The organism is Mesorhizobium sp. L2C066B000, assembly GCF_000502335.1.
Classification (GTDB): domain Bacteria; phylum Pseudomonadota; class Alphaproteobacteria; order Rhizobiales; family Rhizobiaceae; genus Mesorhizobium.
Window position 1 is genome coordinate 26,616 of the sequence record NZ_AYWZ01000019.1, and the last position, 26,537, is coordinate 53,152.

Genomic DNA, 26,537 nt, shown 5'->3' on the forward strand with positions numbered 1-26,537 from the left:
GTTAGCAGTGGTATTCTCCACAGTCCGGTAGCTGCACTCTGCCTGCTTCGGGGTAATTTACAAGCGTTTGCGACGGTGACGTGAGATGGGTCGTTGCCTGCGAGGACCAACTGGTGTGGGACGGTGTGAAGAACAAGCCGTCGACCATGGCGTTGTAGTCTCGATTTGCGAGGACCGCGCATAGGCAAATAGCAACCGCCGCGACCCTTGTAACCGACCTCCACGAAGACGCCCAAATCGCCAGAACGATCAGGAGTGTTGCGACTGGCGCGAAGTAATACCTGAAGCCAGATCCCGATTGGAGCAGTGACTCGGCACCTCCGACGGCGAGAATCGCAGTAGCCGAAAATTGCAGCGCAACGATCGGAACGAGCAGCAGGATGGGCTGGCGGGGGGCGAGGAAAACTGCAGCTCCAAGCACGCCAAGGAAGACGATGGCAGCTGCTATCAGTTCAAGCGTACCCGGTGTCAAGTTGCTGAAAAACAAGGCCGGCCAAAGGATCGCACCACCCACCTTGAGCAGGAACAGGTCTGGCAAGCTTGCGAAACCGAGAAACGTGAACGGCCGTACGGCCAAGCCGGTATTCGTAGCCGGCAATAGTGCGCAGCCGATCTGCGTCGCCAATCCAGGAATAGACCAAACCAGAGGTCGGACAAGATAAGGCTGCCGTAGCACAAAGCCGGCAGCCGCCCATATGATAAGCGCGAAAGCTGCGGGGGTTCCTGTGAACGGCAGCACTAGAAGAAGACCGATATGAACGCGATTGAGCGGCTGTTTGAACGCCAAAGAACCAAAAACAAGCGCGGCATAAACAGGTGCCCAGCCTTTGATGTGCAGTGCCGTTCCGAATGTTTCCGATGCGGTGACGCAATAGAGCGCGGTCGCAACCGCCAACAGGATTCCGGTTCGCCACGATATCGATTGCGTTGTGCCGGCGACAACAAATGGAAACAGCAAAGCCACCAGAAGACCAGAGCCGGTGTCAACGACCGGCCACCACTGAAGTCCGGCCGACACCGCAACGGCTGAAGATAGGTTTGCTGATAGATCGTAGTAATTGCTTGCCGGGTTGAACAGAGCGGCTAACGGACCGTTCGCATAGGCATAGCCGAAGTACAGAGGGCCAATTTCAGCCCAAACCTTGTAGAAGGTAAGCAACGCCGGGGCTCTTGCCGCGACCAGGATCGCAAACAGTATCCCTGCGACGATCGTACACTCGGTCTTGCCCCTGGGGGATAACGAATCGTCTGCCCGGACATAAAGGAAGCTCAACCCTGCAAAGGCGAGAAACTCAACCAAAGTAAATGCATTGAACGGTGTCGACATCTGCCCCCCGGCTGGATGGCGTGGCGCCCCACGCGGTCTGGGGCGGTGATACAGACGGGATGGCGAAGAGTAAATGGCTACTTTTGCTACCCGCTCAGCAGCACTCCAGACAGCCCGAAGACGAATTCTGCGGAGCTAGATCAAATCCAGGATGTTCGGGTCGCCGCGCTCTGCCCGGAAGCGGTCTGCCCATTCGAGGTTTGATGCATCCCTTTGCAGCTCAACGGTCACGTTGCCGGGGTCCAGCTTAGAGGGCGGCTTCAGGCCCATCAGCTCGGCGACCTGACTGACGGCGTGGCGAGGGTCCTCGATCATTGTCCCGTATTCGAACCGCAAGGGCTCGATACCGGTGCGCGCAAAGAACATCTCCCAGCGGGCTCGTTCACGAGCAAGGGCGTTGAGCTGGCTCTGGATCAGTCCAGCGTCGAAGACCGGCTTCTGGGCCATCGGTTGGCTCGATCGGTTTTGTCCTGTCTGCAGCGCGCGTGCCCAGGAAATCGCTTGGCCAAGCAAGTCGCGTCTGGTGAGCAGAACGAAGCGAAGATTGGGAAGGGCATCGACCCAGTTCACCTCGCCCGAAATCCAGTCGTGCTGGTGGGCAAATAACTTCAAGCCGTAGATGCCGTTGGGAGTGGCGCCCATGGTAAGGATCTTCCAGACCTGGCCGGCGATATCCTTGGGGTAGTCCGGGTCATCGAAATAGCGCCGCCCGCCCCAATTGAAATATTCCAGCGGATGTCCGAGCAGGCCCGTGCCGCTCAGATGCTGGCACAAGAAATTGCTGCCGGATCGTGGCGAGGTGCAGATGCTGTAGCCACTCAATTTATCGCGGTCCAAGCCGTCGAGCCCTGTCAATGTCCGGCCCCTTTACGCGCCCGAAGGAGAAGCTTTCTGATGAACAAGGGGATCATACCGTTGTACAGCCGCTTTATCTCGTCCACAAAATTTGAAAGGTTCGAAAGCTGTTCCTCCACCCGGCTCAGCACAGCCGGGTTGTCGCCCAGCGCGGCGGCTCGCGAGACAGCCTCGTCCAGAACAAGCTGCTGGGTTCTGGCGTTCTGTTCGCCAAGCTTCTCCAAAACTCGCGAGTTCGCGTGGGACTGAGCCAGAAGCGTCGCCAATTCGGGCGCATCCGGCCAGCCGTGCAATTCTTTCACGATATGAAACCATCTTCGGCGTGGATGCGAGACCCCGATCTCTTCGATCCACACGGCGGTCGCAAGCGCGCGCTCATCGGGATCCAGCCCCCTGTCGGATCGCAGCACCTGATCATAGATGCGCAGATGTTCCTCGATAAAATACGCATCGCCGGCCGCCTTCCGAAAATAGGTGGACACCGCCGCGGCATCGTTCGCACCGAAACCGGATATCGCGCCCAGAAGATTTTCGACCGTGGTCGGCTTGGTCAAAAGCCCAACGCCCAGATTGAAGCGACGCCATGCCTCCATGTTTGCGCTGCTGAGCAATCCCGCGAAACCGCGCGCGTCGCAAACCACGACGGAACAGCCGACCGCAGCTGCCTCGATGGCCATCCGGGCGGTTGCGAACACGATGTCGTAACCAAGCAGATCCTGTTCCAGCTGCTGCGAAAACCGCCCGGTGGCTGGACCTAGCTCATCCAGCTGGATGCCACTTCTCGCACAGGCCTCACGAACCGCCGCCTGGTGCTCGAAATTCTTGGTCAGCAGCAGGCCTCGCGCGGGTCTGGCGGGGAGCGGTGGGCGCTGTTTGAAGCGATTGAGATCGACCGCGTTGTAGACAAGGCTCATCTGGTCGGCCGGTATGCCCCTCGACAGGCATTTGGCTCGGCACGCCTCGTCGACCGCAATCCAATGGCGTATCTGGGGATGCAGCATCGGCGCTTCGACTTCAAAGAAGGCGCTGTGACAGGAAAATACCGCTGGCACGTCGGGAAACCTGGCGAGCGCAGTCAGGCAGGGCGTCAGATGCTGGGCGTGAATGACATCGGGCCTTTCGACGATCTCGGCAATCCGATCGACGACATGATGCCCGCGCCGACGCATTCTATCGGCCATGTCGCCCAGAGTGGGAGCCAGCAGCATGGTCTGATGGCCGGCGTCGCGAAGCCCGTCGGCCAACAGTTCGACGACCGCTTCCGATCCGCTGTTTCGCGACAGGGAGAGATTGGTGATAAGAATTCGCAACGGGCGATTCCTTGCTTGCGCACTACATCTGATATGAGAGAGAAAGGCGCATGAGTTTCTGGCAGCGTCTTAAGTTGAAGCCGCTGACCAAACAAGCTTCGTCAGCATTGTCGCGGCCAAGGTTTGCTCCTGAATTTGTCCCTAGGCCATTCGGCTCGATCGGACCAGAAACTGGATTGGAGCCATTGTTGCCTGAAAAGTCAGGAGAAAAACTGGAAAACGTGCTGATTCTCGCTCACCCCGGGCACGAACTCAGGATCCACCATTGGCTCGAGATCGCCAAACCAAGGGTCTATCTTCTGACCGACGGATCAGGCGGCAAGGAAACATCGCGAACCCGCTATTCGCGCGATCTGGTCGAAGCTGCGGGCGCGACACGCGGCGCGGTGTTTGGGGAAATTCCGGATGGCGCCTGGTACGAAGCGCTGCTGGCCGGGAACCATGATTTCCTGATCGACGTGTTTTCGAGAGTGCGCGCCGATCTAACGACCGCAAAGAATGTCCAGATCGTATCGGATGCGGTCGACGGCTATAATCCCATACATGATCTTGCCTTTGCGTTTGGCCAGGCCCTCTGCCGAGGACTGCGAAAGACGGCACAGGTCGGCTAACAGCTTTGTTCCGCTGCGGTTCCAAATGTGGCGGGACGTGTCGAATCGGCAATTCAGCTTTCCCCGGCCGCGCGGGCGCGGAAGATAGCGGCTGTTGAAAACTATAGTCCCCTCGCCGATGAAGCGCGTCGGATACTCGAGAGGGATCCGCAATGCTTCGACAGGGAAAATCTGATGTCCCAGGATTTTGACTGGAATTCCTCCCGGACACCGGAGTGGGAGCGCATTGGTAAACAGCGCGTTGCCGATGGCCGCTACCGCCAATGCATTACATACAGGGATAATGTCCAACCCGCCGCGCGGCGCCTCATGTCTGAAAGTGCTGCGGTATTTGCGGCCGCAAACTAAGTCTCAGGCTTTCACGAAACCAGTGAGACATTGCCGCCGGCATGGCGCTCGATGCGGCCGGCAAGGTCGAGTTCCAGCAGCACCATGGAGACTTGCGCGGCGTTGAGGCCGGTGTGGCGGATGATCTCGTCCACGCCCACCGGCGTTGGGCCCAGCGCCTCGAGCACGCCGCTGCGTTCGTCCTCACCGGGCGGGGGTGTTGCCGAAAAATCGGGTGCCTTTTCTGGCGGCGCAATGCTTCGCGTTCGCGTGCCCGCCAAGGGTGCGATCGCACCGGAAACGTCGGCCGCCTCGGTGACCAGGGTGGCGCCATCCTTGAGCAGCCCGTTGGAGCCGGCGCAGCGCGGATCGAGCGGCGAACCCGGTACGGCAAAGACCAGCCGGCCCATCTCGCCGGCCAGACGCGCGCTGATCAGCGAGCCGGAGCGTTGCGCAGCTTCGATGACCACCAGTCCGAGGGCGGCGCCCGCGACAAGCCGGTTGCGGCGCGGAAAATCCTGCGCCCGCGGCTGCCAGCCGAACGGCATTTCCGAAATAACGGCGCCGCCACGCTCGGCAATGTCTTCGCACAAGCCGATATTTTCGGGCGGGTAGGGGACATCGAGCCCACCGGCCAGCACACCCACTGTACCAGTCGAGAGACTGCCCTGGTGTGCTGCCGTGTCGATGCCGCGCGCCAGGCCGGAAACGATGACGTAGCCGTCGCGGCCAAGATCCGCCGCCAGCATGCGCGCCATCTTGATGCCGGCGAGCGACGCGTTGCGGGCGCCGACGATGGCCACCGCCGGCAGGCGAAAGACGGCTGCCTCCCCCTTCACGGCAATCAGTGGCGGCGGATTGTCCATGTTTTTCAGCATCGGCGGGTAGTCGGCCTCGCCGATGCCGACGAAGCGGTCGCCGTTTTCACTGGCTGCGTCGAGTTCCGCTTCGGCTTCCTCCACGGAAGGAATGCGCATGATCCTTTTGGCTCCGCCCGAAATCATCAGCTCGGGCAGCATCTCCAACGCCGCCTCCGCCGAACCAAAGCGGTTGATCAATTCGCGAAACGAGGCCGGGCCGACATTTTGTGTGCGGATCAGCCGCAGCCAGCTCAGCCGCTGCCGGTCGCTGAGGCGCGGCCCGGCGGCGGGCTTGCTCAACCCTTGGCTCCGATCTTGCCTTCGGTGCCGGCAAGAAGGCGCGAAATGTTGGCGCGATGTTTGAAGATGACGATCAGGCTCATCACCAGGAACAGCCCGGCGGTCTCAGGTGTGCTCCAGAAATAAAGCGCGATCGGCACGATGGCCGCCGCCGTCAGCGCTGCCAGCGAGGAATAGCGAAACAGAAAAGCCATCGCCAGCCAGACGACGATAAAAATCAGCGCCACATGCCAGCCGAGCGCGATCAGCACGCCGAGATAGGTCGCCACGCCCTTGCCGCCCTTGAAACCGAGCCAGACCGGAAACAGATGGCCAAGGAAGGCGCCAAGGCCCGCCCAGAGTCCAAGGCCGGCCCACAATCCGTAGTCGTGTCCAAAATGGCGCGCGATCATCACCGCCGCCGTACCCTTCAACGCGTCGAGCACCAGCGTCGCGGCGGCGAGGCCCTTGTTGCCGGTGCGCAGAACGTTGGTGGCGCCGATATTGCCGGAGCCGATTTTGCGCACATCGCCGAGGCCGGCCGCGCGGGTGATCAAGAGGCCGAAGGGAATCGAGCCGAGGAGATAGCCGAACAGCAATGCCAGGATAACGTTATAACTCATTGTTTGCCCCCGCATTTCCCCAGCAACATATCGGTCTGCGACGTGGCGCGATCGCTCTAGCTCGAAAACACTGTGCGGCCCGCCACCAGCGTTTGCAAGACCATGCCTTGCAGCCGCGCACCTTCGAAGCAGGTGTTTTTCGAGCGCGAGCGGATGCCGCTTTCACTCACGATCCAGGGTTCTTCAAGGTCGATCAGCGCAAGATCGGCCGGCGCTCCCGGCTTCAGCGTGCCGCCCGGCAGGCCGAACAGCCTTGCTGGTGCGGTGGACAGTGTTTCGACCAGCCGAAGTAGCGGCACGTCGCCATTGTGGTAGAGCCGAAGCGCTGCTCCAAGCAGCGTCTCCAACCCGATCGCGCCGGCAGCTGCATCGGCGAAGGGAAGGCGCTTGGTGTCGACATCCTGCGGGTCGTGCGAGGAGACGATGATGTCGATCGTGCCGTCTTTGACCGCTTCGATCATGGCCAGCCGGTCTTCCTCTGCGCGCAAAGGCGGCGTCAGCCGGAAGAAGGTGCGGTATTCCCCGACATCGTTCTCGTTCAGCGACAGATTGTGGATCGCCACGCCCGCCGTGACATTGGCCTTGTCGGCTTTCGCGCGTGTCATCGCTTGCGCTGCCATCGCCGTCGAGATCTTGGCCGCGTGGTAGGCGCCGCGCGTCAGCCGTGCCAGCGCCAGGTCGCGCTCCAGCGGGATGGACTCGGCCTCGCGCGGAATGCCGGCAAGGCCGAGCCAGCTGGCATACAGGCCTTCATTCATCACGCCTGCCGAAGCGAGGTCGCCATCCTGTGTCTCATGTGCGATGACGCCGCCGAAATCGCGGGCATAGGTCAGCGCCCGGCGCATCACCAGCGCGCTGGATATTGTGTGCCGCCCATCTGTGAAGGCGACCGCGCCGGCTTCGCGCAGCAGGCCGAACTCTGTCATCTCGCGGCCGGCCAGCCCCTTGGTGATCGCCGCCGCCGGAAAGATGTTGACGCTTGCCGTGTCCTTGGCGGTGCGCAGCACGAATTCGACCAGCGCGACATTGTCGATCACCGGGTCCGTGTCGGGCATCATAACGACGGAGGTGACGCCGCCGGCCGCCGCCGCAACGCTGGCCGAAGCGATGGTCTCGCGATGTTCGCCGCCCGGTTCGCCGATGAAGACGCGCGCGTCGATCAGGCCGGGAATGATTGCCTTGCCGGCGCAGTCGACCACGGTGGCTCCCGCCGGCAGGCCCTGGTTCAGGGCAGCCTTGCCGGCGGCAACGATCTTTTTCCCCTCGACGATCACGGTGCCGACCTCGTCGAAGCCGCGTGACGGGTCGACGATGCGGGCGCGTTCAAAGACCGTCGTGCTCATGCGCTCCGGCCCTCGTTGCGGCGCGGGTCGAGCAGCGCTTCCATCACCGCCATACGCACGGCGACACCCATCTCGACCTGTTCCTGGATGACGCTTTGCGGCCCGTCGGCGATTTCGGACGCAATCTCGACGCCGCGGTTCATCGGCCCGGGATGCATGACCAGCGCGCCGTCCTTGGCGGCCTTCAGTTTTTCGGCATCGAGGCCGAAATAGCGGAAATATTCGCGCACCGAAGGCACGAAGGCGCCTTCCATCCGCTCGCGCTGCAGGCGCAGCATCATCACCACGTCGGCGCCCTTGAGGCCCTCGGCCATCGAGCGCGAGACGATGACGCCCATTTTCTCGATGCCGGACGGCAGCAGCGTCGACGGCGCCACGACCCGCACCTGCGCGCCAAGCGCGTTCAACAGCATGATGTTGGAACGCGCGACGCGCGAATGCAGGATGTCGCCGCAGATCGCTACGATCAGTTTCGACAGCGGCCCCTTGGCACGGCGGATGGTCAGCGCGTCGAGCAGCGCCTGCGTCGGGTGTTCATGCGCGCCGTCGCCGGCATTGACCACCGAGCAGCCAACCTTCTGCGCCAAAAGAGCAGCGGCGCCCGCAGACTGGTGGCGGATGATCAGGATGTCGGGGCGCATGGCGTTCAGAGTCATGGCCGTGTCGATCAGCGTCTCGCCCTTCTTCACCGAAGAGCTCGCCACCGACATGTTCATGACGTCGGCGCCGAGCCGTTTCCCGGCCAGTTCGAACGACGACTGCGTGCGCGTCGAGGCTTCGTAGAAGAGGTTGATCTGGGTGCGGCCGCGCAGCGTCGAGGTCTTCTTTTCGGACTGCCGCGAAATGGCGACGGCGCGATCTGCCCGGTCGAGCAGAAGCTCGATGTCACCGGGGGAAAGATCGCGGATGCCCAGAAGATGGCGGTGAGGATAAAGCGGCAGGGACGAAGCGTCGGTCATCTCAAGGCGCTGCTATAGGGGGGAGAATTCCTTGCCGCAAGCGTCAGCTTGGCATTGCGGCCTTTCTCCCCGGTATTTTCGTCGCGCGCGCCGCCTGCCTTGGGCTATATCTAGCCGATTGCTTCGGATTCGAAGCCTTATGATGATAAGTGCCTTTCTAGCGTTAGAAGGCCCTTCTACTTTCAGAAGGATTGGGCGTGACCGACGACGTGACCAACCAGCCGCCGCCGCTGACGGGCGGCAACGCCTGGCGGGGCGATCCGTTGCTGATCCAGCTTGCCGAGCGTTTTTCCGATCCGGTGCGCAAGGACCTCGACGGGCTTGGCCGGTTCGTCCTGACGCAGGAGGCGCAGGAGCTGGCGCGCCTCGCTAATGTCGAGACGCCGAAGCTCCGCACGCATGACCGTCAGGGCCGGCGCATCGACCTCGTCGAATTCCATCCGGCCTATCATGCGCTGATGCGCCGCTCGGTTGCCGGCGGCCTGCATTCCTCGATCTGGGAAAACGGCGATAGCGAGATCGGCCGTCGCCATCAGGTGCGCGCCGCGCGTTTCTACCTGACCGCCGAACTCGAGACCGGGCATCTCTGCCCCATCACCATGACCAGCGCTTCGCTGGCCGCCCTGATGGCCAGCCCAAAGCTGTTTCGCGAATGGGCGCCGCGCGTGACGACGCGCAAATACGACCAGAGTCAGAAGCCGCCGGTCGACAAGACCGGGCTGACGCTCGGCATGGGCATGACCGAAAAGCAGGGCGGCACCGACGTGCGCGCCAACACCACACGGGCCGAACGCGCCGGCAGCGGCTTTTATCGCCTCACCGGCCACAAATGGTTCATGTCGGCGCCGATGTCGGACGCTTTTCTCGTGCTTGGACAGGCGCCTGAAGGGCTTTCCTGCTTTCTCGTCCCGCGCATCCTCGGCGACGGTTCCGGCAACGGCTTCCGCTTTCAGCGGCTGAAGGACAAGCTCGGCAACCGCTCCAACGCCTCATCGGAGGTAGAGTTCGTCAACGCCATCGGCGAGATGGTCGGCGAGCCCGGCGCCGGCATAAAGACGATCATGGACATGGTCACGCTGACCCGGCTCGACTGCGCCGTCGCCTCGTCGGCAATCATGCGAGCGGGGCTGGCTGAGGCCGTGCATCACGCCCGTCACCGCCAGGTGGCCGGCTCGACGCTGATCGAACAGCCGCTTATGCAGCGCGTGCTGGCGGACATGGCGCTCGATGTCGCCGCCGCCACGGCACTCTCGTTCCGACTGGCGCGCTCCTTCGACGAGGCTGCCGGCGACCGCGGCGAGGCTGCTTTTGCCCGCGCCATGACCCCGGTGGTCAAATACTGGGTCTGCAAGATCGCGCCGCCACTGCTCTATGAGGCGATGGAGTGCCTCGGCGGCAATGGCTATGTCGAGGAAGCGCCGCTCGCCCGCTACTACCGCGAAGCCCCGGTCAATGCGATCTGGGAGGGCTCAGGCAATGTCATGGCGCTCGACGTGCTGCGCGTGCTCGGCCGCGCGCCCGGCCTGTTCGAGGAGGTGCTGGCCGGCATCGACCGCGATCTCGGCGCCGGCGGACGCGGAACCATTGGCGTGCTCAAGGCGGCCATGCAGGTCGCCGGCACCGATGAGGGGTCGGCCCGCCTGCTGACCGAACAGCTGGCGCTGTCGGCGGCAGCTGCGGAATTGCGCCGGCTGGGGGCAGGGCGGATTGCGGACGCCTTCGTCGAGACGCGGCTCGCCGGCCAGTGGCGCAACACCTATGGCATGCTCGATTCGCGCCACGATGCGCGCATGATCATCGACACGCTCTATCCGCCGGTGAATTGAGGGCCTTCCGCCAGGCCGTGAACGAATTTGCCTGCCTGTGGACAGCCGTTAACCTTAACGAATGGTTTCCGTTGCAGCCGCAGGCCGCAGACCCCACTGTCTTTGTCACCAAAGCAGGAATGCCATGCGGCACATTTTGACGTCCTTTCTGGCCTTGCACTGGGCGCTGGTTTTCGCCCTGCTGGCGTTCATCTGTGTCGATGGAAACCGCGGCGTTGCGGGCGCTCTGGGCGTGCTCGGCGTCGTCGTGGAAAACACTCGTCTGGCCGATCTCGACAATGCTGCCGTCGTGGCGCCGCTGGCCATCGCCTTGCTGGTCGTGGCGGTGCTGTTTTGCTGGGTCTTCGTCGAGAGCCTGGTTAACGCCGCGGCGAGCCCGGACGGAGCCGACAGTGTGGCGCGGACCGCCTTCATTTCGGCATCCGCGGTGTTGTCGCTCATCCTGATCGGCGGCGCAGCGCGAGGCATCAACGGCCTGTTTTTGGTTGTCGCCGTGCAATTGGCGGCACTTCTGGCCTCCTATGTCGCCATGCTGGCCGAGCGGAGGTCGGTCTTCGCTGTCATGGTTTCTCGGGAGGCAGAGAGCCGCGCCACCGCCCATGCCATAGCCAAGGGTGCCGCGCACGGCTCCTTGCTGTCGCGCATTTCCGGCCGTCCGGACATTGGTCCCAGCGGTCGCAGAGGCGGCTCCAGCCGCAGGGACGGTCACTGATGCGCACGCTGTTCGCATTGTGGGCCGCGCCACTCGCTCTGTTCTGGGGCTGGTTCTTCCTGTCGCTCAACGACATCAATTTCGGCTACGTCATGCTCAGCCGGCAGCTGCATGATTTCGTGTTCCAGCTCTACGGGCAGATGCTGGGCATCGATCCGGCGATCATTCCGGGCATGGTGGCAAGGGCCTGCATCTTCGACGGCTTCCTGCTGATGGCATTGTGGGCGTTTCGCCGCCGCCGCAACATCATGGCCTGGGTCAGGCGGCAGGCGGGGAATCCGGTTCCGTCCGATCGCGTGGGTCAAGCGACTGGAGCCGGTCCAGAACTCCCTGCAGAATAAAGGCCGCAGCCGCCGAATCGATCTTGTCGGCGCGCTTTCGGCGCGAGAAATCCATCTCGATCAGCGTCCGCTCCGCCGCCACCGTCGACAGCCGCTCGTCCCACAGCACGAAGGGCAGGTCGGTTATGCCTGCCATGTTGCGCACGAAGGCGCGCGACTTCTGGGCGCGGGGACCTTCCGACCCATCCATGTTGATCGGAAGACCGAGCACAAACGCGCCGACATTGTCCTTCTGCAGTTGGGCGAGCAGCGCTGCCGCATCCAGCGAAAACTTTTTGCGCAGGATGACCGGGCGCGGATGGGCAAAGGACAGGCCGCGGTCGGAAACGGCGACACCGATCGTCTTGTCGCCGAGGTCGAGCCCGGCCAGCGTCCTGCCGCCTTCCAGGCGTGACGGCAGATCCTCGATTGCTATGATGCCCAACGGCTTTCCCCACCAGCTTTACCGTGACCCAGTCTTAACCGTGACCCAGACTTACCGTGACCCAGACTTGCCGTAACAAAGACCGCGACACGTTCTTTTGAACCGCGAGCACACTATGTCACTTTAATTTTGCTGCCGGCGTTCTATCTTCCGGCGCAACCAAAATCGAGGAACACGATCGATGAAATTGACCTGGTACGGACATTCCGCCTTCCGCGTCGAGACATCAGGCGCGACCATCCTGATCGACCCCTATCTCGTCGGCAACCCATCATGGACGAGCGGCTGGGAGGGGCCGGCGGAAGGCGTCACCCATGTGCTTTTGACCCACGGCCACAGTGACCATGTCAGCGGCGCGGTGGAGGTGCTGAAGAAGAGCGGCGCCCAGCTGGTCGCCAATTACGAGATCTGCATGTACCTGGTCGGCAAGGGCGTCGACGGCAAGAAGATCAATCCCGGCAATCATGGAGGCACCGTCGATTGCGGTGCCTTCACCACCACCTTCGTGCAGGCACTGCATTCCTCGTCGTTTGGGCTCGATGGCGGCCAGAACGTCTACCTCGGCAATCCCAACGGGCTGGTCCTGCATTTCCCGGAGGACAAGACGCTCTACCATATGGGCGACACCGACATCTTCTCCGATATGGCGCTGATCGAGGAACTGCATGAGCCGAAGATCGGCCTCGTGCCGGTCGGCGACCGCTTCACCATGGGCGGCGCGGTGGCGGCCCTGGCCTGCCGGCGCTTCTTCCACTTCGACACGGTCGTTCCCTGCCATTTCGGCACCTTCCCGATCATCGACGCGACGGCGGAGAAGTTCGTGGCCGGCCTCGAAGGGTCAGGTGTCGACGTAGCCTTGCCAGCGATCGGCCAAACGATCACACTATAAAGCGATCGTTTGAACGATCCCTTGTCGCAAAGGGGAATCAAACCATGGGCTTGAGAGTGACTCTTTGCGTGTCGATGCTGGTTGCGGCGTCGCCCGCATCCGCCGCCGAGGACTTCATCAAGGGCGTTTACCTCCAGACCCAGGAGCTTTGCGCGCAAGCCAAAAAGGACACGCTGCAGACGCTGATCGACACCGGCAATGTCATCTTGTCGGCGGACGGCCTGCAAGGCGTCGAGTATAATTGCGAGTTCGTCCAGGTCACCAAGGCGACGCGCTCGCCGAGCTGGGCGGTCACTGCCATCTGCCAGGAGCCGGGCTTTCTCTTTCCCGATATACTGTCGATCACGCAGATGAACGCGACCCAAATCGACATCGTCTCGGTGCGCCCGACCGCCGACGAAGGCGAGCAGGCCGGCAATGGCGGCAGCTATTATCTGTGCGAGGGTGTATCGCTGCCCTAGGCTGAAATGCCGCCCTGGCATGAACGGGCTCTATCCCCAAGCACGATCGATGTTGCGCGGCACGCGCCACGCCGCTATAGCGCCATCTGGTTTTCCCAAAGGCTAAAGACATGTCCGTTGATCTGCAAACTGTGAAGCGCGTCGCGCGTCTCGCCCGCATTGCGGTGAGCGAGGAGGATGCCGAGCGCATGACCGGCGAGCTGAACGCCATTCTGGGCTTTGTCGAGCAGCTGAACGAGGTCGATGTCTCCGGCGTCGAACCGATGACATCGGTGACGCCGATGGAGATGAAGAAGCGCCAAGACATCGTCACGGACGGCAACAAGGCCGCCGATATCGTCGCCAATGCGCCGGCCACTGACGAGAATTTCTTCCTCGTGCCGAAGGTCGTGGAGTAGGCGGCCGATGGCAATCGAGATCGCGATCGAAACGCCGCTGCAGGACGATGTCCGCGCTTTGGTAGAGGAGCTCAACGCGGCTCTGCTCGAACTGACGCCGCCGGAGCATTGCTACCATCTGACGGTCGAGCAGATGGCTGGCGACGACACCACCGTCTTTATCGCCCGCGACGACGGGCAAGCCATCGGCTGCGGCGCGCTGAAGCGCCATGATGCCCGCGTCGGTGAGGTCAAGCGTATGTACACGCGGCCTTCGCATCGGGGCAGGAAGATCGGCGCCAAGATCGTCGAACATGTCGAAACGCTGGCGCGCAGCGAAGGGCTGAAGCGCCTGGTGCTTGAAACCGGCGACCGCCATCCCGCCGCCTGGACCGTCTACGAACGCGCCGGCTTCTCGCGCTGCGGGCCGGTGCTGGATTATCCCGATTCCGAGTGGTCGGTGTTTTACGAAAAGAGCCTTTGATGAGCGAACTGACCCATCTGACAATTTCGCAGGCGCGCGCCAAGCTGCGCGCCAAGGAGATTTCGGCCGTCGAAATCACCGAGGCCTATCTCGGTGCCATCGAGCGCGCCAATCCGGTGCTCAATGCCTACATCGTCGTCACCGGCGACAAGGCGCGCGATATGGCCAAAGCTTCCGACGCCAGGCTCGCCAAGGGCCAGGGCGGTGCGCTGGAAGGCATCCCGCTCGGCATCAAGGACCTGTTCGGCACCGAAGGTATCCACACCCAGGCCTGCAGCCATGTGCTGGACGGCTTCAAGCCGCGCTACGAATCGACCGTCACCGCCAATCTGTGGGCAGACGGCGCCGTCATGCTGGGCAAGCTTAACATGGACGAGTTCGCCATGGGCTCGTCCAACGAGACCTCCTATTACGGCCCTGTCGTCAATCCGTGGCGGCGTTCGCGCCTCGACACGGTGGTGATGCCGACCACGCATCAGGGCGATGGCGGTTTCGTTTCGGCCGGCGGCACCAAGACCGCGCGCACGCTGGACAATGCCCAACTGGTGCCGGGGGGCTCGTCGGGGGGCTCGGCTTCCGCCGTCTCGGCTTTCCTGTGCGCCGGCGCCACCGCCACCGACACCGGCGGCTCGATCCGCCAGCCAGCCGCCTTCACCGGCACCGTCGGCATCAAGCCGACCTATGGCCGCTGCTCGCGCTGGGGCATCGTCGCCTTCGCTTCGTCGCTCGATCAGGCCGGCCCGATCGCCCGGGACGTGCGCGATGCCGCGATCATGCTGAAGTCCATGGCCTCGGTCGACGCCAAGGACACCACTTCCGTCGACCGGCCGGTGCCGGATTACGAGGCGGCGATCGGCAAACCGATCAGGGGCATGAAGGTCGGCATTCCCCGGGAATACCGCGTCGACGGCATGCCGGAAGAGATCGAGGCGCTGTGGCAGAAGGGCATTGCCTGGCTCAGGGATGCCGGCGCCGAGATCGTCGACATCTCGCTGCCGCACACCAAATACGCTTTGCCGGCTTATTATATCGTTGCGCCCGCCGAAGCGTCATCCAATCTGGCGCGCTATGACGGCGTCCGCTACGGCCTGCGCGTGCCGGGCCAGGACATTGTCGACATGTACGAAAAGACCCGAGCCGCCGGGTTCGGTCGGGAGGTCAAGCGTCGCATCATGATCGGCACCTATGTGCTGTCGGCAGGCTATTACGATGCCTACTATCTGCAGGCGCAGAAGGTGCGCAATTTGATCAAGCGCGACTTCGAGACGGTTTTTGCCGACGGCGTCGACGTCATCCTGACGCCGGCGACGCCGTCGGCCGCCTTCGGCATCGCTGACGAGGACATGGCCGCCGATCCGGTCAAAATGTACCTCAACGACATTTTCACGGTGACCGTGAACATGGCCGGACTGCCGGGCATTGCCGTGCCTGCCGGCCTCGATGCCAAGGGCCTGCCGCTCGGCCTGCAGCTGATTGGCCGTCCCTTCGACGAGGAAACCCTGTTCCAGACAGCCGCCGTCATCGAGCAGGCGGCGGGAACCTTCCAGCCGGAGAAGTGGTGGTAGCATGCCGCCTCCGTCTCGCATTTCCATCGTCGAGACGGGAAACGAACTGCTGATCACGAACCCGCCACGCACCTCGGATTTCAGGACAGTCTTTGTCCTGATCGGGGCCGCGATCGTCGCCTACACCGGCTACATGGGATTGACAGATATGTCGTCCGCAACGCTCACCAGCGGCACGCTCGGCCTGCTGTCCTTCGTGGCGGTCATTGCCCTCTTCACCTATTTCCTGGGCAAGGATTTCATCTGGCGGGTGTTCGGCAGGGAAACCCTGCGGCTGACCGACACCGCAGCCGTGCGCTCGGTGAGGGGTTCTTTGCGAAATCGGTGGTCACTGCCTTTGAAAGGGCATCTTAGGGTCGAAATCCTCGACCACACCTATCCCACGGACGAAGTGGAACTGTCGGAAGTCATCAGCTTGACCAACGCGAACGGCGTCCTTGTTTTCGGCAGGGAGTTAAGCCGCATCGAAGCGGAAGCGGTGGCGAGTGCGGTCGAGCACTTCATCGGCCGTCACAATTTGAGCTGGAGATAGGCAGGCAATGTTCTTCTATCTCTCCAAGATCTTCTGGTTCTTCGTCCAACCACTCAACCTGGCGATCTTCCTGCTGTTTGCCGGCTTGCTCGCGGCGCTGATCGGCCGCCGGCGATCGGCGGCGACGGGCAGTGTGTTCGCCTTCCTCATTCTGGCGCTGTCGGCCTGGACCTTGCTTGGCGCCATGATGCTCAATCCGCTCGAAGAGCGCTTCCCAAAGCCGCCGCTGCCGCGGAAGGTCGACGGCATCGTCGTGCTCGGCGGCGGTTTCGAGGGCGCCATCAATCTGGCGCGCGGTGGCTATGAGCTGAATTCCGGCGGCGACCGCATGGTCGAGACGGCGATCCTTGCCCGGCACTTTCCCGAGGCGAAAGTGGTTATCTCGGGCGGCACCGGTGAACTGTTCATCGATGGCGAGGGCGATGCGGCCACCGCGCCGCGCCTGCTCGGTGCGCTTGGCGTCGACGCGGACCGCCTGATGCTCGAGAACAAATCCCGCAACACCTATGAGAATGCCGTCTTCACCAAGGAACTAGTAACGCCGAAACCGGGCGAGACCTGGCTGCTGGTGACCTCCGCCTTCCACATGCCGCGCGCCAAGGCACTGTTCGACAAGGCCGGCTTTCAGACGGTCCCGTGGCCTGTCGACTATCGCACCTCGGGCAATGAAGGCTTTGGCCTGTTTCGCGACAACGCACCCGATTCGCTGCAGACCACGACCATGGCGATCCGCGAATGGATCGGGCTCGCCGCCTATTGGCTATCGGGCCGGATCGACCAGCTTTTCCCCGGCCCGGGCGGCTGACCGATCACCGCTTGCCTTGCGGCGGAAAAGAACTGACGCCGCACCAGCACCGCCAGAAGCAGCAGCGTCGACAGCACGAACACGATCGGGTCGACGAACCAGCCGAGATAGCCGATCGAGAAGAACACCGCGCGCAGCCCTGAATTGAAGTGCTTGCCGGCCAGCATGTTCATGCGCGCCGCGCGCCACACCGCCGTTTCGCTGACCGGGTTGCGTGACGCCTCGCCATAGGGGATCGGCACCGCGCCGATCAGGATCGTGCAGTAGTTGAAGAGACGGTAGGCCCAGCCGAACTTGAAGAAGGCGAAGGCCAGGATCAGCACCAGGCCAAAGACCTTGATCTGGAAGGCGGAGCGCGATGAGGTCGCGTTCAACGGCAGGTCGTTCAGCACGGCAAGGACCTGATCCGAGGCGCCAAGCAGCGCGAAACAGCCACCGAGCGCAATCAGCGAACTGGAGGCGAAAAAGGCGGTGCCTTGCTGCAGGCCGCTCATGATGGCGGTGTCGACGATGCGGATTTCGCGCTCGGCCATGGTGCGCATCCAGGCCTCGCGCTGCACGTTCATGGCCATCGTCAACGACACCCGGCTGACCAGTCTGCCGTCGGACGCCAGCGTATGCAGCAACCATGCAAGCAGGAAAAAAGCCAGCGCCGCCAGATCAGCCGTCGACAGATGGAAGGAATCGCCCATGCCCCCTTTTACCACAGGCAAAGCGGTCAGTTCGATGCTCCAAAGCATGTCGCCCAGAAGTGAGCTGCGGTTCTGGGACAACCACATGCATTAAAACAAGAACTTAAAGCGCGTCGCATGAACCCGTTTCAGCGCGACGCGCTTTCAGCCGGGGATGTCGCTGCCGGAGCAAACAAGGTCGGCAGGTGCAGCGCCGCAATCCGCAAAACAGCACAAACATCATGGAAAGTCCTATATGTAGGTCTTGATCCCATTCCCGGAGACGGCGCAGCGTGTTTCTTTCGGTTTTCGACTTGTTCAAGATCGGCATCGGACCGTCGAGTTCGCACACGATGGGACCGATGACGGCGGCGCAGCGGTTTCTCGACGAGATCGCCGGCGATGACTGGCCGCGCCCGGCCGGCGTCAAGGTCGATCGCATTGGCGCCAGCCTGCACGGCTCGCTCGCCTATACCGGTATCGGCCATGGCTCGGATCGCGCCGTTGTCCTCGGCCTTGCCGGCCTGACACCGCAGACGGTCGATCCCGATCAGGCCGAGGGCATCGCCACGCGCGTCGCAGCCGAGAAGCGGATATCGCCCCGCGGCCATCCCTCCTATCGCTTCGACCCGGCGACGGATCTGGTGCTCGACCGCAAGACGCCGCTCACCGGCCACGCCAACGGCATGGCCTTCTACGCTTACGATGCCGGCGACCGGCTGCTGCTCAAGCGCATCTACTATTCCATCGGCGGCGGCTTCGTGGTGTCCGAGGAAGAGCTGCAGCGGATGAAGGTGAAGGGCTCGGTGACCACAGAAGGCAAGAAGGTGCCCTATCCCTTCAAGAACGCCGTCGAGATGCTGAAGATGGCAGGCAAAAGCGGCCTGTCTATCGCCGACATGAAGCGCATCAATGAAGAGACGCATATGTCGCGCGAGGAGCTCGACAGTGGCCTTGATGCGATCTGGGGCGCCATGAAGGGCTGCATCGACCGCGGCCTGTCGCAGGATGGCATCATGCCGGGCGGGCTGAAAGTGCGCCGTCGTGCCCGCATGCTGCACGACAAGCTGCAGGAGCAATGGCAGCAGAACAAGCCCAACCCTTTGCTGGCCAATGACTGGCTGTCGATCTACGCCATGGCGGTGAACGAAGAGAACGCCGCCGGTGGACGCGTCGTCACCGCGCCGACCAATGGCGCGGCCGGCACATTGCCGGCGGTGCTGCGTTACTGGCTGCATTTCCACCCCGAGGCCGACCAGCCGAGCATCCGCGACTTCCTGCTCACGGCGGCCGCCGTCGGCGGCATCATCAAGACCAATGCCTCGATCTCCGGCGCCGAGGTCGGCTGCCAGGGCGAGGTCGGTTCGGCCTCGGCGATGGCTGCCGCGGGTCTCTGCGCCGTGATGGGCGGCACGCCCGAGCAGGTCGAGAACGCCGCCGAAATCGCGCTCGAACATCATCTCGGCATGACTTGCGATCCGGTCGGCGGTCTGGTTCAAGTGCCTTGCATCGAGCGCAACGCGCTCGGCGCCGTCAAGGCGGTCACCGCCGCCTCTCTGGCGATCAAAGGCGACGGCGTCCATTTCGTGCCGCTCGACGCCGCGATCGAAACAATGCGCCAGACGGGCCTCGACATGAACGAGAAGTACAAGGAAACCAGCCTTGGTGGGCTCGCCGTCAATGTCGTGGAATGCTGACCGCGCAACGCCACTGGCACTGTGGAGAAGTCGGGCAGGGCCGTTGACGCAATCGCGCGCCGGACTAAACCTTAAGCGATGGCACTCAATCTCCTAAAACTGTGCGTCGGTTGCGACAGCGTCGAGGACCTCGAAGAATGGATCGCCTTCCGCCTCGATGAGCGCCGCCGCGCCGGCGAACCCGCCGAGCACTGGCACACAACCCGCATGGTGCCGACGCGCGGCGCCGAGGTCACCGATGGCGGTTCGCTTTATTGGGTGATCAAGGGCAGCGTGCAATGCCGCCAGCTGATCACTGATATCAGGCCCTTCACGGACGACGAAGGCATCGGCCGTTGCCGCCTGATGCTCGACCTCGACGTCGTGCGCACCGACTGGCAGCCGCGCCGCGCCTTCCAGGGCTGGCGTTATCTCAAACCTTCGGATGCGCCCGCAGACATCGGCAAGGGCAAGGCCGGAATGGTCGAGATGCCGCCGAAACTAAAGCGCGAGCTCGCCGATCTGGGCTTGCTGTAGAGCCAAGGGCGCGGCCGCTTCTCCCAGAGCGTCGAGCGCTGGCCCTTCATCTTGTCCAAGGCTGGACTTGCAAGGGGGCCGACAACGCCACATCTTGCTTCTTATGAGCGACAAGAAGCAGCGTGTGCCCGCAAGGGCCGATCCTGCGCCGGTCAAGCCTCAATCCAATGCCGGCGAGATCGACGCCTTTATCCGTAAGGCCCGGACGCTTGTCGCGACCGGCACGGGCCGGCTGATCCTTGCCCTCGACGCAACGATGAGCCGCCAGCCGACCTGGGATCTCGCCATCAAGCTGCAGGGCGAAATGTTCGACGCCGTCGGCAAGGCCGGAACTCTCAGCGTCCAACTGGCCTATTTTCGCGGGTTGGGCGAGTGCCGCTCGTCGGCTTTTGTCGCCGACACCAATGCCCTGAAGCAGCTGATGACGCGGATCGACTGCCGTGCCGGCCACACCCAGATCGGCAAGGTGCTGGCGCATGCGCTGAAGGAAACGGCGGCGGCCAAGGTCAATGCTCTGGTCTATATCGGCGACGCCATGGAAGAGGATATCGACGACCTGGCGCAGAAGGCCGGGGGCCTCGGTCTGCACGGCGTTCCCGTCTTCGTCTTCCAGGAAGGCCATGATCCCGGCGCAGAAAAGGCGTTCAAGGAGATTGCGCGGCTGTCCAAAGGGGCTTGGTTCCGATTTGATCGGCGGGCTGCCGCGACCTTGGCCGGGCTGCTTTCGGCGGTTGCCGTCTATGCGACGGGTGGATTGAAGGCGCTCGAGGCAAGGGACAGGCCGGGAGATCGGCTGCTGATCGAGCATCTCAGGGGCGGCGGGAATTGATGGGCGCTATCATTGCACTTGTTGCACTGTTTCTGGTGCTGCTCGGCGCGGCGACGATCTTTGTCCGTGCCGATGCGCAAAAACTGGCAAGCGGCATGCGCACGCTCGGGCCGGTGCTTCTGGCGCTGGTTGGCCTTGCCGTGCTGGTGGTCGGGCGCGAAGGCATTGCCGGCCTCATCCTGGCCGCGGCCCTTGCCTGGTACGGTTCGATGCGAATGAAGCGGCCGTCGGTCGGGCCGGCGCCCGGCAAGCGCTCGACGGTGCGGACCGCCGCACTGGAAATGGAGCTTGATCACGATACGGGCGGGCTTGAAGGCCTGGTTCTGGCCGGCCGCCATGAAGGCAAGATGCTGGGCGCGATGGGCCTGGCCGAGCTGCAGCAGCTTTACCGCGAACTCCCCGGCGACCCGGAGAGCCGCCAGCTCCTAGAGACGTATCTTGACGGCCGTTTTCCCGTCTGGCGCAAAGACGCTGAGGCGAACGGTGGCGAAGGGCTGGGTGTTGCGCCAGGTGCGGGCGCCATGACTAAGGAGGAGGCCTACAAGATCCTTGGTCTTGAAGCGGGGGCCGCCGCGGCGGATGTCCGCAAGGCGCACCGCCGCCTGATGCAGCGCCTGCACCCCGACATCGGCGGCACGTCTTTCCTGGCGGCGCGGATCAACGAAGCCAAGGACGTCTTGCTCTCCAATCACAACTAGTCTCCTTCGACGCAGTAAATTTCCGGGAGATGGTTCCGACGCCGCCCTACTGTTGGACGGCGTAGCAGGCGATTTTCTTTTTCTTCAGGGCATTGCAGGCATTCCAGGCCGCGTCCTTCGAGCGGAAGCCGCCGAACCGGGCGCGGTAATAGGTCTCGCCATCCTTTTCGAAGGCGACGGTGAAACCGGAAGCAGCCCCAAGAACTTTGGGCGCCTGCTTGGCGGTCTTGTCGAGGAAAGCCTGGGCTTCGGACTGCTTGGGCGACGACGCCACCTGCACCGCCCAACCAGCCGGCACCGAGGCCGTGTTGACCGGGTCGACCGCCTGTGGGGATACAGGCGTGGGTTCGGCATAGGCAGCCACAATCTGCGCAGTTTCGACCTTCGGCGCCGTCACGATGACGGTCTTGACCTTCCTGGTCTTGACGACGGGGGCGGGCTCTTCGACCGCGGCCACCGTCTGTTCGTCGGCAGACTGGCCTTCAGCAGACTGCTCGTCAGCGGATGTCGGATCGTCATTGGACGCTACGGCATCGTCTTCAACGATCGGCTTGCCATCCGGCGTCGGCGCGTCATGCTTGGGCAGGAAGACCTTGGCCAGCGCCTTGACCGGATTGTCGCCGCCGGCCTTGGCGACCAGGGCGCCGCCGCCGCGGGTCGATGCGCGCGGCATGTAGGCGTTGATCAGGCCGGCCATCTGGTTGTCGCGGCTGCGCCCCGAAGTGCCGCCCATGACGACGGCGACGAGGCGGCGGTTGCCATCCGAAACCGACGAGACGAGGTTGAAGCCGGAGGCGCGGGTATAGCCGGTCTTGATGCCGTCGACGCCCTTGATGCGGCCGAGCAGACGGTTGTGGCCATTGATGCGCTGGCGGCCGTAAAGGAAGGAGCGCTGCGAGAAATAGCCGTAATACTGCGGATAATGTTCCCTGAGCGCTATGCCGAGCATCGCCATGTCGTGGGCGGTTGTGAACTGGCCGGGATCGGGCAGGCCGTTGGCATTGCGAAACACGGTGCCGTCCATGCCGAGCGCGCGCGCCTTGGCGGTCATCATGCGGGCGAAATTGCTTTCGCTGCCGCCGAGCAGTTCGCCGAGCGCGGTCGCCGAATCATTGGCCGACTTGGTCACCATCGACAGGATGGCGGTTTCGACCGAAACCGCTCCGCCCGCCTTGACGCCGAGCTTGGTCGGCGGTTCGGCCGCCGCTTTGGCCGAGAACGGCACGGGCGTGTTCCTGCTGATCCGGCCCTTCGCCATGGCCTCGAAGGTCAGATAGAGCGTCATCATCTTGGTCAGCGACGCCGGGTAGCGCCGGCCGTTGGCATCGGACGAATAAAGCACCTTGCCGGTCTTGGCGTCGACGACGATCGCCGAAGACCTGGCGGCCATCGAGGACGCGGCATCCGCAACGACAAATGACATCGCCAAAGCGAGGATCATGATCGTTTTGAGGGAAGATGCGGATTTTGAACCGAAGACCGACAACGCCTGACGCACTGATAGTTCCTTTGAAACTCATTGCCCTGGAGGCGGCAAAGGGATCCGACCTCACTTGTCGTCAAACTATCGCGGCCAGCGTTACCAATCCGTTTATGGTAACCGGCGCGTTCACCATTTTCCTCGGGCTTGAGCCTTTCTTTATTCGAATTTTAGCTGTTACCGGCGCAGCGCGGCCTGATGCCGCTGAAATCTTGACTTTTGTGCAGCGCACAATATATTCTCGTGCATTGCACAATCGCGCTCAGGCAAGGGCGCTTCAAAACGCCAAGGGAAACGTCAAATGACCCAGACCTACGAGGACTTCTCGAAATACGGCAAGGAGTTTGCCGATACCGGATTGAAGAGCTTCACCTCGCTCTCCAAGGGGGCGCAGGCGATCGCCGCTGAAGCTGGCGAATACACCAAGAAGAGCTTCGAAGCCGGCAGCGCCGCGGTCGAAAAGCTGTTCTCCGCCAAGTCGCTGGAAAATGCGGTCGAGATCCAGTCCGACTTCGCCAAGCAGAGCTATGAGAGCTTCGTTGCCGAGGCGACCAAGTTCGGCGATCTCTATGCCGATCTCGCCAAGGAGGCTTACAAGCCCTTCGAATCGATTGTCGCCAAGGCGAAGTAATTTCGCTCGAGAATACCAGGCACGGCCTTTCGGGCTTGCAAAACAGACCCGGTCGCGGATGCGCGGCCGGGTTTTTTCATGCCGGTTTCAATTCCGGGGCTTTGGCAGTTCACGATTTTGAAAATCCCCTCGGTTTGCCCACCTAGCCATATTGTCAGCTAACAAGAAGGGCTTAAAATCGTCCATCGAACACCTACATATCGAACTCGCATGGGGATTCGAAAGAGGCAGGACTACGTGACTTCAGGTTTGACTGCCACGACAAGCGTGGTGCGGATGCAAAGTGACGGCGACGGCAATGAGGCCGGTCGCGGCACAGCCGTCATTACGCGCACGAAGACCAAGACCAAGAAGCCCAGCCTTTACAGGGTCCTCATCCTCAACGACGACTACACGCCCATGGAGTTCGTGGTTCACGTCCTGGAGCGTTTTTTTCAAAAGGACCGCGAAGCCGCCACACGCATCATGCTTCATGTTCACAATCATGGGGTGGGAGAGTGCGGGGTCTATACATTCGAGGTGGCCGAGACCAAAGTGTCTCAGGTCATGGATTTCGCCCGACAGAATCAGCATCCGCTGCAATGCGTGATGGAGAAGAAGTGAGGTAACATGCCGGCTTTCTCCCAAGGCCTGGAAAAGGCGCTTCACCAGGCGCTGACGCTCGCCAATGAGCGGCACCATGAATATGCAACCCTAGAACATCTGCTGCTCGCCCTCATCGACGACACGGAGGCGGCCGCCGTCATGCGCGCCTGCAACGTCGATCTCGACGAGCTGAAGCACACCGTTCTGACCTATATCGACACCGAGCTCGATAATCTCGTCACCGGCTACGATGAGGATTCCAAGCCGACCGCCGGCTTCCAGCGCGTCATCCAGCGCGCGGTGATCCATGTGCAGTCGTCGGGCCGCGAGGAAGTATCCGGCGCCAACGTGCTCGTCGCCATCTTTGCCGAGCGCGAGAGCCATGCCGCTTATTTCCTGCAGGAACAGCAGATGACCCGCTACGACGCGGTCAACTACATCTCGCACGGCATCGCCAAGCGCCCCGGCGCATCGGAGACGCGCTCGCCGCGCGGCGCCGATGACGAGCAGGGCGGCCAGAACGGCGCCGAGCCGCAGGAGGAAGGCGGCAAGAAGAAGCAGCAGCAGGATGCGCTGACGGCTTATTGCGTCAACCTCAACAACAAGGCCAAGGCCGGCAAGATCGATCCGCTGATCGGCCGCGAGAGCGAAATCAACCGCACCATCCAGGTGCTGTGCCGCCGCTCCAAGAACAACCCGCTCTATGTCGGCGATCCCGGCGTCGGCAAGACGGCGATTGCCGAAGGTCTGGCCAAGCGCATCGTCGAAGGCGACGTGCCCGAAGTGCTGCAGGACGCCACCATTTTCGCGCTCGACATGGGCACGCTTCTGGCCGGCACCCGCTACCGTGGCGATTTCGAAGAGCGGCTGAAGCAGGTTGTCAAGGAGCTAGAGGATTATCCCGGCGCCGTGCTGTTCATCGACGAGATCCACACCGTCATCGGCGCCGGTGCGACGTCCGGCGGCGCGATGGATGCGTCGAACCTGTTGAAGCCGGCGCTGTCTTCGGGTGCCATCCGCTGCATCGGCTCGACCACTTACAAGGAGTTCCGCCAGTTCTTCGAGAAGGACCGCGCTCTGGTGCGGCGCTTCCAGAAGATCGACGTCAACGAGCCGACCATCGAGGACGCCATCGAGATCATGAAGGGCCTCAAACCCTATTATGAGGAATTCCACAAGGTGAAGTTCACCAACGAGGCGATCAAGGCTTCGGTGGAACTGTCGGCCCGCTACATCAACGACCGCAAGCTGCCGGACAAGGCGATCGACGTGATCGACGAGACGGGCGCCTCGCAGATGCTGGTGCCGGAAGCCAAGCGCAAGAAGACGATCGGCATCAAGGAGATCGAAGCCACGATAGCCACGATGGCCCGCATCCCGCCGAAGACGGTTTCGGCAGACGACGAGAAGGTGCTGCAAGGCCTCGACATCGAGCTGAAGCGCGTCGTCTATGGCCAGGACACCGCCATCACCGCGCTGACCTCGGCGATCAAGCTGGCACGTGCCGGCCTGCGCGAACCGGAAAAGCCGATCGGCTCCTACCTGTTCTCAGGCCCGACCGGCGTCGGCAAGACCGAAGTCGCCAAGCAGTTGGCTGCCTCGCTCGGCGTCGAGCTGATCCGCTTCGACATGTCGGAATATATGGAACGCCACACCGTCTCGCGGTTGATCGGCGCGCCTCCCGGCTATGTCGGCTTCGACCAGGGCGGTCTGCTTACCGACGGGGTCGACCAGCATCCGCACTGCGTGCTCTTGCTGGATGAAGTCGAGAAGGCGCATCCGGACCTGTTCAACATCCTGTTGCAGGTCATGGACCACGGCAAGCTGACCGACCATAACGGCAAGCAGATCGACTTCCGCAATGTCATCCTTATCATGACCACCAATGCGGGCGCATCCGATGCGCAGCGCGCGGCGATCGGTTTCGGATCGACCAAGCGCGAAGGCGACGATGTCGAGGCCATCAACCGGTTGTTCACGCCGGAGTTCCGCAACCGTCTCGATGCGATCATCCCGTTCGGTTCGCTGCCGGTGCCGGTCATCCATCAGGTGGTGCAGAAGTTCGTCATGCAGCTCGAGGCCCAGCTCTCCGAGCGGGGCGTCACCTTCGACCTGTCGCCGGACGCGATCGCCTGGCTGGCCGACAAGGGCTATGATGAGCGCATGGGTGCGCGGCCGCTGGGCCGGGTCATCCAGGAGCACATCAAGAAGCCGTTGGCCGACGAGGTGCTGTTCGGCAAGCTCAAGAAGGGCGGCACGGTGCGCGTCACCGTCGAGAAGAAGGAAACCGGCGAAACCGGCCTGAAGCTCGAATCACTGGCCGACGAAGCCCCGGTGCAGCCGAAGCAGGAGCCGGAAGAGGCGCCGAAAGCCCGCAAGGCGGTGGCCAAGAAGCCCGTCGCCAAGAAGGCGGTGGCGCAGAAGCCTCAGCCCAAGGGCAAGGACGAGCCTGAGCCGAAGGGCAAGGACGGCGGCAAGCGCAGCCTGGTGCCGCAACTGCCGCGCAAGAGCTAAAAAGTT

At 62.7% G+C, this 26,537-nt stretch carries 29 protein-coding genes; 19 read left to right on the forward strand and 10 right to left on the reverse strand.

Annotation, left to right across the window (positions count from 1 at the left end):
- Position 1: 1 nt before the first annotated feature.
- The 3 genes from X733_RS139725 to X733_RS139715 all read right to left on the reverse strand — a co-directional run bounded on the left by X733_RS139725 (position 2) and on the right by X733_RS139715 (position 3,492).
- Complete coding sequence (locus X733_RS139725; protein ID WP_155924278.1) at positions 2–1,327, reverse strand: hypothetical protein; 1,326 nt, start codon at positions 1,325–1,327, stop codon at positions 2–4.
- A 135-nt stretch (positions 1,328–1,462) separates the two neighbouring features.
- Complete coding sequence (locus tag X733_RS139720; RefSeq protein ID WP_081740747.1) at positions 1,463–2,182, reverse strand: Stf0 family sulfotransferase; 720 nt, start codon at positions 2,180–2,182, stop codon at positions 1,463–1,465.
- Positions 2,179–3,492 (reverse strand): glycosyltransferase family 4 protein, encoded by a 1,314-nt coding sequence (locus X733_RS139715; protein ID WP_023696532.1) that lies wholly within the window; start codon positions 3,490–3,492, stop codon positions 2,179–2,181. Before X733_RS139715 ends, X733_RS139720 begins: the two co-directional genes overlap by 4 nt.
- Before the next feature lie 50 nt (positions 3,493–3,542).
- Here X733_RS139715 and X733_RS1000000171015 point away from each other — a divergent pair, with 50 nt between their 5' ends.
- Positions 3,543–4,103 (forward strand): hypothetical protein, encoded by a 561-nt coding sequence (locus X733_RS1000000171015; protein WP_245274521.1) that lies wholly within the window; start codon positions 3,543–3,545, stop codon positions 4,101–4,103.
- Between the two features lie 359 nt (positions 4,104–4,462).
- Here X733_RS1000000171015 and dprA read toward each other — a convergent pair whose 3' ends face one another.
- Genes dprA through X733_RS139700 form a run of 4 tightly spaced genes read right to left on the reverse strand, consistent with a single transcriptional unit; the run spans position 4,463 to position 8,494 of the window.
- Positions 4,463–5,590 carry a DNA-processing protein DprA gene (gene dprA / locus X733_RS0135710; RefSeq protein WP_031194017.1) on the reverse strand — a complete coding sequence of 376 codons (1,128 nt, stop codon included), beginning with the start codon at positions 5,588–5,590 and terminating at the stop codon, positions 4,463–4,465.
- On the reverse strand, positions 5,587–6,192 hold the full coding sequence (gene plsY / locus X733_RS139710; RefSeq protein WP_023742458.1) for a glycerol-3-phosphate 1-O-acyltransferase PlsY: 606 nt from the start codon (positions 6,190–6,192) through the stop codon (positions 5,587–5,589). Before plsY ends, dprA begins: the two co-directional genes overlap by 4 nt.
- A gap of 56 nt (positions 6,193–6,248) precedes the next feature.
- Positions 6,249–7,535, reverse strand: a complete 1,287-nt coding sequence (locus X733_RS139705; RefSeq protein WP_023742457.1) for a dihydroorotase — start codon at positions 7,533–7,535, stop codon at positions 6,249–6,251.
- Positions 7,532–8,494: an aspartate carbamoyltransferase catalytic subunit gene (locus X733_RS139700; RefSeq protein ID WP_023688599.1), complete on the reverse strand. Its 963-nt coding sequence runs from the start codon at positions 8,492–8,494 to the stop codon at positions 7,532–7,534. Before X733_RS139700 ends, X733_RS139705 begins: the two co-directional genes overlap by 4 nt.
- A gap of 197 nt (positions 8,495–8,691) precedes the next feature.
- Between X733_RS139700 and X733_RS139695 the strand changes: the two genes are divergently transcribed.
- The 3 genes from X733_RS139695 (at position 8,692) to X733_RS139685 (ending at position 11,373) form a co-directional block, all read left to right on the forward strand.
- A complete protein-coding gene (locus X733_RS139695) occupies positions 8,692–10,320 on the forward strand; it encodes a DNA alkylation response protein (protein WP_023700749.1) in 1,629 nt (542 codons plus the stop codon).
- A 124-nt stretch (positions 10,321–10,444) separates the two neighbouring features.
- Complete coding sequence (locus tag X733_RS139690) at positions 10,445–11,032, forward strand: hypothetical protein (protein ID WP_023742456.1); 588 nt, start codon at positions 10,445–10,447, stop codon at positions 11,030–11,032.
- Positions 11,032–11,373 (forward strand): DUF6105 family protein, encoded by a 342-nt coding sequence (locus X733_RS139685; RefSeq protein WP_023670995.1) that lies wholly within the window; start codon positions 11,032–11,034, stop codon positions 11,371–11,373. Before X733_RS139690 ends, X733_RS139685 begins: the two co-directional genes overlap by 1 nt.
- On the opposite strand, the gene ruvX is transcribed toward X733_RS139685, so the two are convergent.
- Entirely contained in the window at positions 11,291–11,797 is a 507-nt protein-coding gene (gene ruvX / locus X733_RS139680) for a Holliday junction resolvase RuvX (protein ID WP_023742455.1), read from the reverse strand. The genes X733_RS139685 and ruvX overlap by 83 nt on opposite strands.
- A gap of 181 nt (positions 11,798–11,978) precedes the next feature.
- On the opposite strand from ruvX, the gene X733_RS0135715 reads away from it, so the two are divergent.
- The 7 genes from X733_RS0135715 to X733_RS139650 all read left to right on the forward strand — a co-directional run bounded on the left by X733_RS0135715 (position 11,979) and on the right by X733_RS139650 (position 16,910).
- A complete protein-coding gene (locus tag X733_RS0135715) occupies positions 11,979–12,686 on the forward strand; it encodes a metal-dependent hydrolase (RefSeq protein WP_023684673.1) in 708 nt (235 codons plus the stop codon).
- A 44-nt stretch (positions 12,687–12,730) separates the two neighbouring features.
- Positions 12,731–13,147, forward strand: coding sequence for a hypothetical protein (locus X733_RS139675; protein WP_023742453.1), 417 nt, complete (start codon positions 12,731–12,733; stop codon positions 13,145–13,147).
- Positions 13,148–13,257: 110 nt separating this feature from the next.
- Entirely contained in the window at positions 13,258–13,545 is a 288-nt protein-coding gene (gatC, locus tag X733_RS139670; protein WP_023670999.1) for an Asp-tRNA(Asn)/Glu-tRNA(Gln) amidotransferase subunit GatC, read from the forward strand.
- A gap of 7 nt (positions 13,546–13,552) precedes the next feature.
- The gene (locus tag X733_RS139665; RefSeq protein ID WP_023671000.1) at positions 13,553–14,008 is read left to right on the forward strand and encodes a GNAT family N-acetyltransferase; all 456 of its coding nucleotides are present in this window, start codon (positions 13,553–13,555) and stop codon (positions 14,006–14,008) included.
- Positions 14,008–15,573 (forward strand): amidase family protein, encoded by a 1,566-nt coding sequence (locus X733_RS139660; RefSeq protein ID WP_023688592.1) that lies wholly within the window; start codon positions 14,008–14,010, stop codon positions 15,571–15,573. Before X733_RS139665 ends, X733_RS139660 begins: the two co-directional genes overlap by 1 nt.
- A gap of 1 nt (position 15,574) precedes the next feature.
- On the forward strand, positions 15,575–16,105 hold the full coding sequence (locus X733_RS139655) for a hypothetical protein (RefSeq protein ID WP_023742452.1): 531 nt from the start codon (positions 15,575–15,577) through the stop codon (positions 16,103–16,105).
- A gap of 7 nt (positions 16,106–16,112) precedes the next feature.
- Positions 16,113–16,910 carry a YdcF family protein gene (locus X733_RS139650; protein ID WP_023742451.1) on the forward strand — a complete coding sequence of 266 codons (798 nt, stop codon included), beginning with the start codon at positions 16,113–16,115 and terminating at the stop codon, positions 16,908–16,910.
- Here the strand turns inward: X733_RS139650 and X733_RS139645 are convergent.
- Positions 16,859–17,602: a DUF599 domain-containing protein gene (locus tag X733_RS139645; protein ID WP_023671004.1), complete on the reverse strand. Its 744-nt coding sequence runs from the start codon at positions 17,600–17,602 to the stop codon at positions 16,859–16,861. The two genes, X733_RS139650 and X733_RS139645, sit on opposite strands and share 52 nt — an antisense overlap.
- Positions 17,603–17,874: 272 nt before the next feature.
- On the opposite strand from X733_RS139645, the gene X733_RS139640 reads away from it, so the two are divergent.
- The 4 genes from X733_RS139640 (at position 17,875) to X733_RS139625 (ending at position 21,321) form a co-directional block, all read left to right on the forward strand.
- Positions 17,875–19,278, forward strand: a complete 1,404-nt coding sequence (locus tag X733_RS139640) for an L-serine ammonia-lyase (RefSeq protein WP_023684678.1) — start codon at positions 17,875–17,877, stop codon at positions 19,276–19,278.
- 78 nt (positions 19,279–19,356) lie between these two features.
- Positions 19,357–19,794, forward strand: a complete 438-nt coding sequence (locus X733_RS139635; protein ID WP_023671006.1) for a DUF1489 family protein — start codon at positions 19,357–19,359, stop codon at positions 19,792–19,794.
- A 103-nt stretch (positions 19,795–19,897) separates the two neighbouring features.
- Entirely contained in the window at positions 19,898–20,623 is a 726-nt protein-coding gene (locus X733_RS139630) for a hypothetical protein (protein WP_023742450.1), read from the forward strand.
- The gene (locus X733_RS139625) at positions 20,623–21,321 is read left to right on the forward strand and encodes a DnaJ domain-containing protein (RefSeq protein WP_023700739.1); all 699 of its coding nucleotides are present in this window, start codon (positions 20,623–20,625) and stop codon (positions 21,319–21,321) included. Before X733_RS139630 ends, X733_RS139625 begins: the two co-directional genes overlap by 1 nt.
- 46 nt (positions 21,322–21,367) lie before the next feature.
- On the opposite strand, the gene X733_RS139620 is transcribed toward X733_RS139625, so the two are convergent.
- Positions 21,368–22,819 carry a D-alanyl-D-alanine carboxypeptidase gene (locus tag X733_RS139620; protein WP_023745120.1) on the reverse strand — a complete coding sequence of 484 codons (1,452 nt, stop codon included), beginning with the start codon at positions 22,817–22,819 and terminating at the stop codon, positions 21,368–21,370.
- An 11-nt stretch (positions 22,820–22,830) separates the two neighbouring features.
- Between X733_RS139620 and X733_RS1000000169860 the strand changes: the two genes are divergently transcribed.
- The 4 genes from X733_RS1000000169860 (at position 22,831) to clpA (ending at position 26,531) form a co-directional block, all read left to right on the forward strand.
- Positions 22,831–23,106, forward strand: coding sequence for a hypothetical protein (locus tag X733_RS1000000169860; RefSeq protein WP_155924279.1), 276 nt, complete (start codon positions 22,831–22,833; stop codon positions 23,104–23,106).
- The gene (locus X733_RS139615) at positions 23,103–23,432 is read left to right on the forward strand and encodes a phasin family protein (RefSeq protein ID WP_023745119.1); all 330 of its coding nucleotides are present in this window, start codon (positions 23,103–23,105) and stop codon (positions 23,430–23,432) included. Before X733_RS1000000169860 ends, X733_RS139615 begins: the two co-directional genes overlap by 4 nt.
- Before the next feature lie 276 nt (positions 23,433–23,708).
- Positions 23,709–24,035, forward strand: a complete 327-nt coding sequence (gene clpS / locus X733_RS139610; RefSeq protein WP_023671012.1) for an ATP-dependent Clp protease adapter ClpS — start codon at positions 23,709–23,711, stop codon at positions 24,033–24,035.
- Positions 24,036–24,041: 6 nt separating this feature from the next.
- Positions 24,042–26,531: an ATP-dependent Clp protease ATP-binding subunit ClpA gene (gene clpA / locus X733_RS139605; RefSeq protein ID WP_023700736.1), complete on the forward strand. Its 2,490-nt coding sequence runs from the start codon at positions 24,042–24,044 to the stop codon at positions 26,529–26,531.
- Positions 26,532–26,537: the final 6 nt, after the last annotated feature.